The organism is Endozoicomonas sp. SESOKO3, assembly GCF_024606255.1.
Genome location: NZ_JAHHPR010000425.1, coordinates 1 through 3,662, shown reverse-complemented (window position 1 = coordinate 3,662; position 3,662 = coordinate 1). Strand labels below are relative to the sequence as shown.

At 49.9% G+C, this 3,662-nt stretch carries 4 protein-coding genes; 1 reads left to right on the top strand and 3 read right to left on the bottom strand.

What is annotated here, in order from left to right:
• Positions 1-48: 48 nt before the first annotated feature.
• Genes mlaD through KDK18_RS07315 form a run of 3 tightly spaced genes read right to left on the bottom strand, consistent with a single transcriptional unit; the run spans position 49 to position 2,118 of the window.
• On the bottom strand, positions 49-510 hold the full coding sequence (mlaD, locus tag KDK18_RS07325; RefSeq protein ID WP_257254233.1) for an outer membrane lipid asymmetry maintenance protein MlaD: 462 nt from the start codon (positions 508-510) through the stop codon (positions 49-51).
• A gap of 1 nt (position 511) precedes the next feature.
• Positions 512-1,306 (bottom strand): lipid asymmetry maintenance ABC transporter permease subunit MlaE, encoded by a 795-nt coding sequence (mlaE, locus tag KDK18_RS07320; RefSeq protein ID WP_257254232.1) that lies wholly within the window; start codon positions 1,304-1,306, stop codon positions 512-514.
• Positions 1,303-2,118 (bottom strand): ATP-binding cassette domain-containing protein, encoded by an 816-nt coding sequence (locus tag KDK18_RS07315; RefSeq protein WP_257254230.1) that lies wholly within the window; start codon positions 2,116-2,118, stop codon positions 1,303-1,305. The genes mlaE and KDK18_RS07315 overlap by 4 nt, the downstream gene beginning before the upstream one ends.
• A gap of 391 nt (positions 2,119-2,509) precedes the next feature.
• Here KDK18_RS07315 and KDK18_RS07310 point away from each other — a divergent pair, with 391 nt between their 5' ends.
• Entirely contained in the window at positions 2,510-3,460 is a 951-nt protein-coding gene (locus KDK18_RS07310; RefSeq protein WP_257254229.1) for a calcium/sodium antiporter, read from the top strand.
• Positions 3,461-3,662: the final 202 nt, after the last annotated feature.

Here is a 3,662-nt window from a genome sequence, read left to right as displayed (position 1 = left end):
CTCAATTTCTTGCAATCCTCGCTACGGACGCTTAAGTCCGACAGGCTGCTAGTCCTTATCGACTGAACCCAGAAGGAATTTGCCAATCAACTCTTCCAGAATAACAGCTGACTGGGTATCCTCGAAGCGACCACCGGGTTTGATGTAGTTTGTATCTCCGCCAATACTGATACCAATATATTTCTCACCCAAAAGCCCTGCTGTCACGATGGAGGCGGTGCTGTCGCTGGGTATGTTATCTATATGAGAATCGATTTCCATCTCAACCTTGGCCATATAGGTCTGCTTGTCGAGTTCAACCTTGGTGACTCTGCCAATGATGACACCGGCCAGGGCTACTTTGGCTCTTGGCTTAAGGGTTCCGGTGTTATCAAACATGGCTGTCACGGTGTAGGTTTGCCTGCCGCTTTCCAATGAAAGCCCACTGACTTTTAGTGCCAGTACAACCAGCGCCAGCATCCCGGCCAACATAAAACCGCCGACACTTATCTCTACCGTTCTCATCCGCATCTTAGAGTTCTCCAAACATGACAGCGGTCAAAATAAAATCCAGCCCCAGAATGGCTAGTGAAGAGTAAACAACCGTCCTTGTTGTGGCCCGGCTGACGCCCTCTGAAGTGGGGATGGCATCATACCCCTGGAATACGGCTATCCAGGTCACGACAAAACCAAATACAAGACTTTTGATCAGCCCATTGCCTATATCCGCCACCAGACTGACCGAAGCCTGCATAGTGGCCCAGAAAGAGCCCTCATAAATACCCAGCCAATCCACGCCGACCATCACTGCTCCCAATATACCGACCAGACTGAAAATGGCGGCCAGCAATGGCATGGAGATAACCCCTGCCCAGAATCGCGGAGCAATGACCCGCTTGAGTGGATCAACCCCGATCATTTCCATACTGGACAGTTGTTCCGTAGTTTTCATCAAACCTATTTCAGCCGTCAGGGCAGAGCCTGCTCGTCCGGCGAACAGCAGAGCTGTAACAACCGGCCCCAACTCTCTCAGGAGGCTGAGAGCCACCATCTGCCCCACCGCATCTTCCGAGCCGTATCGAATCAGAATATTGTAACCCTGCAACGCCAATACCATGCCAATAAACAGCCCTGACACAGTAACAATAATCAGCGACATTACGCCGACGCTGTAGAGCTGCTGAACTAATAAGGAGAAGCGTTTACTGAAGCCGGCACGGGAGAAAATAGCCAGCACAAGAAAAATACCTGCCCGACCCACGGATTGAATCTGATCCAGCCCAAAACGACCGAGCTGTGTCACTCTGTCAAGAATACCTGTACTCATCCAGTCCCCCCACCCAACAATACTTCTTTATAATCTGGTGCCGGGTAATGGAATGGCACCGGACCATCGGAAAGCCCATTCATAAACTGCTTAATCCTTGAATCAGTGGAGTTCATCAGACTGTCCGGCTCACCCTGACCAATCAATTCACCGTCGGCTAACAGGTAGAGATAGTCCGAAATGGATGCCGTTTCATGAAGGTCGTGTGATACCACGATACTGGTGATATTCAGTGCTTCGTTCAACATCCTGATCAGTTTGACCAGCACGCCCATAGCTATGGGATCCTGCCCTACAAAGGGCTCGTCGTACATCACCATGGCCGGATCCAGTGCTATAGCTCTGGCCAGTGCCACGCGACGGTTCATCCCACCTGACAGTTCTGCTGGCATCAACGACCACGCCCCTCGCAGCCCCACCGCCTCCAGTTTCATAAACACAATATCCCGAATCATTGGCTCAGCCAGCCTGGTATGAATGCGCAGAGGGAAGGCGACATTTTCAAACACCGACAAATCGGTAAAGAGAGCACCGCTCTGAAAAAGCATGCCCATTTTGCGGCGGGTACGAAACAGCTCTTCACGGGAGAGCAAATCAAGATTCTGGCCATCCACAAAGATCTGTCCGGAGTCAGAGCGAAGTTGACGCCCAATTAAACGCAATAACGTTGTTTTACCGGTACCGGACGGCCCCATAATACCGACCACCTTTCCCCTTGGGATGGTGATATCAACATTTTTGAAAATAGTTCGATCGCCGCGATGGAACGTCAAACCATGGATCTCTATAAAGTTATCACTTGCCTCTGACATTGGAAGGCGATTCCTTGTATATGTATGGACTGCACCAAGCAGTAACCGACACTACCTGACAGCTTACCACTACCCGCCTCTCATTATGACGACTCTCGGCTACTTTTTGAACTATCAGTACGTATCCTTATTAGTATCACGACATCCAAACTGCTTCTTTACTGGCTATTTACTATCTTTTCACTATCAACAGACTTAGACTCAACGATTTCCACTTAAGCTTGGATTGGTTGATCCATGCTAACAAACTCGTCGATCCCGAGAATGACTGCCTCCTTTCCAGATAATGGTTTTTTAACAAAAAAATGGCTAAATAAAATCATCTTGCCGCTTCCAATGTAAAAAAACCATTTCGGCCAGTCGCCCCAAATTAGATAAGAGAATTCCTCCTATGCTCATTGCCCTTGCTGCCATTCTGGTTGGCTTTATTATCCTGACCTGGAGTGCAGACTGTTTTGTTGCAGGTGCTGCTGCCACAGCCAGCAATCTGAACGTGTCAAGAATGTTAATCGGTTTGACAGTGGTCTCTATAGGCACCTCTGCACCTGAAATCCTGGTCTCTCTGACGGCTGCCCTGCAAGGATTCCCGGGGCTGGCAGTGGGCAACGCCATGGGTTCAAACATCGCCAACATAGGTCTGGTTCTGGGTGTTACTGCCCTTATAGCTCCCCTGCCTGTTAAGAAAGCTCTGACAAAAAGGGAAATCCCTCTTCTACTGGTGATCACCATTGTTGCCGGCCTCTGCGTTGCCAATGGTTATCTGGGCAGAATAGATGGCTTGATCCTGCTGGCAGGCCTTGTCATTACCCTCTACCTGTTGATTCACTGGCAGAAACAACACCCGGATGAGTCAGTAGTGGAAGATGAGGAAATTCCAGAACTCTCTCCGGCAAAAGCCTGGTTCATGCTGGGTTCTGGTCTTTTATTATTATTGGGCAGCTCACAGCTGCTGGTATGGGGAGCCACTGAGATCGCCAGGACCTTGGGCATCAGCGATCTGGTGATCGGGCTGACGATTGTCGCCATTGGTACCAGCCTGCCAGAACTGGCTGCTTCCATTACCAGTGCCATAAAAGGCCACCATGATATTGCCTTGGGCAATGTGATCGGCTCTAACACATTTAACCTCCTGGCAGTTCTCTCCATGCCTGGACTGGTAGCTCCCGGAGCACTGGACAAAGCGGTTATACTGCGAGATTATCCCGTCATGCTGGGCATGACGATACTGTTGACCCTGATTTGCCTGATTGGCAGGAAACCTCGACATTTAGGCAGAGTGGCTGGCGTTTTTCTGCTCTCAATATACGCCCTCTACAATGTCTGGCTATTTATTCAGCACTGACTTTCTGAGGCTGGGCTGACTCCAGTCAGCTCTATCATCTAGTGTCTGCGCCACCCCGGCTCCGTGAGTCTGTTAATGCTTACAGTATCGGGATCTGGAAAGAACTGGCCCTACTGCACAGGCTCTACTGCAGCCATCCCGAACTGTTACTGTGGCAAAAGGCACTATAGAATAACCGAGTCACAACTAATCTGTATGCAAT